Below are 1,896 nucleotides of genomic sequence, written 5' to 3'. Positions count from 1 at the left end.
AGCAAGCCCGGTGCTTCACCCGCCGCATCAGCACCATCATCCAAGCCATCCATACCCTGCTGACCTGCAACTATTCAGGATGAAAAGAGCTCACTCATTCTGAACGCCTGGCCGCCGCGATGTCTGAAATATTTTCACTAATCTGCTCCATTGTTTCCTCGTCACAGTCATGTGAATGCAACAGGGCGTCCAATGATGCAAGGAGAGTTGCCAGCCGCGCACCATTTCGATGAATGAATTCAGCCGAGCCTTCCCAAAATGCCGCACGGATATGACTAGAAGTAATCACCCCTTCCCTCTGTTTTGCGTCAGCCAGGATCCCGGCGATGCGGCGCTCAAGAGAAGACGGCACCCAATTTCCCGATCGGAGATCCCGTTCCAGATCGCTTGACTGCCTCCGGACACGCCCTAGAGAAGTATCCTCGGATGACACAAACGAATTAGACATCAAAACTCCCTAAAGTGGTCAAACCTGTAGGCATCAGAAAATCCAGAGAGGGGGTTGATTAAATCACCCTCTTTCGCTCTCATATGGCCGACTCGGGGACTACATGGGAGGCGCTCGACCTGCCATCGACCTCACCACCAGCCCTCGACCGACCCGGTACTCACTAAGTACGGCGGCAGCATCCGCGGACGCGCACTCAACTGAGCGTGCGTGATGAAGGGGCGGGATCCCTGCGTCCGGCGAGGAATCCCGCCCCTTCTGTGGCCGACCGCGCGGCTCCCGTCCTCGCGGTCAGGCCGCCGGTCTCCTCGTCAGGTCGAAGAGACCGGGGCTTTTCAGAGCATCAGGCGGCGGCCAGGCATGCTCAGTGAGGGTAGTGCCGCCGGAATGGGCACGGGTGCCATGCATGTCGACCACCGCCTCAATGATGTCGGGGGCGCCACCGTACTCGTCGTCGGCGCATCAATCACCGTTGCTGGCACCTACCCAAAACCGGCTGCCCGAGCGTTCACGGTGCAGCCCGATGGGCGGCTTGGCGTGCTTAACGGCGTTGGTGACGGGCTCAGACACAAGCAACAGCACAGCGTCGAACCTCTCTGCGTCCATGTGCCAGCCCTCCAGCACTGCACGCGTCACATGGCGTGCCTCACTCACCGCATGATGTTGATGCTCGAGGTTTTCGCTCGCCCTGTTGGGTCCGTCGGAAAGCTCGCGCGGAGCAGGCACTCGCATCTCGCGGCCATCGGCGGTGCTTGTGGTGGGCCACCCCGCCGCACTGTCGGACTGGCGTGCGAGGTCCTTGTGGGCGATGGCGTGCATGACGATCATTTCTGGGCTGTTCACTCGACGGCTGGGCGAGCAGTGAGGAACCTGGCTTTCCATTCCTGTCTCTGCATCCACCACTCTTGCCCGTCGACTTTGAGGGCCGCCTGAGCAACTGATGCTCAAAGGCATCAGCCGCGTCATAGAGTGACCGAGACAGACAAACAACGGCCAGCGGTTATCCTGCACCACCGCAACGACCGGCCACCCCGGAATCGCCAGCGCGATACCCGTACCGGCTATAGAGCGCGCTAGCTTAAGATCAAATACATGCGTCTGGCCTCACTCTCGCAGTTCGCCCGCTGCTGCACCTGTGCACGGACCGTGAGGCGGCCTGCAGAACCGGAATGGCAAGGATCCACGTCCGTTCGACTGTTATAACCATGCGGGAACCTTAAAGAGCGTTTTGTCCTGGCTGGGAATTACTCATTTCTGAAAAAAATCACATGCCGTGACGCTACCCTGTGTCGCAAATAGCATCCCGAAGACTACCCCGCGCCGCATGTTCAGAATTGATAGACCCTGAAAGAGCTCAGTGAACCTCTTTCATCCTGTGCTGGAGGGTGAAATGGGCTGGTCAGCGGGGGTGGTGACGAGGCAGGGCCCCTCGTCGTTGGCGTGGTGAT

General features: G+C 59.3%; 2 protein-coding genes. Both read right to left on the bottom strand.

Going from position 1 to position 1,896, the window contains the following annotated elements; genetic code table 11:
- Positions 1 to 94: 94 nt before the first annotated feature.
- A complete protein-coding gene (locus ACFWUY_RS41430) occupies positions 95 to 352 on the bottom strand; it encodes a hypothetical protein (protein WP_384122157.1) in 258 nt (85 codons plus the stop codon).
- 558 nt (positions 353 to 910) lie between these two features.
- Positions 911 to 1,276, bottom strand: a complete 366-nt coding sequence (locus ACFWUY_RS41425) for an ATP-binding protein (RefSeq protein ID WP_384122154.1) — start codon at positions 1,274 to 1,276, stop codon at positions 911 to 913.
- Positions 1,277 to 1,896: the final 620 nt, after the last annotated feature.

Origin of the sequence: Streptomyces sp. NPDC058664 (assembly GCF_042716635.1) — a bacterium.
Classification (GTDB): Bacteria; Actinomycetota; Actinomycetes; order Streptomycetales; family Streptomycetaceae; genus Streptomyces.
The sequence above is the reverse complement of the archived record's forward strand: the minus strand, read 5'-3'. Positions and strand labels throughout refer to the sequence as shown.

Bases quoted from the DNA above. Each gene is read 5' to 3' on its own strand.
- ACFWUY_RS41425 (WP_384122154.1), bottom strand. From the start codon at position 1,276: ATGATCGTCATGCACGCCATCGCCCACAAGGACCTCGCACGCCAGTCC.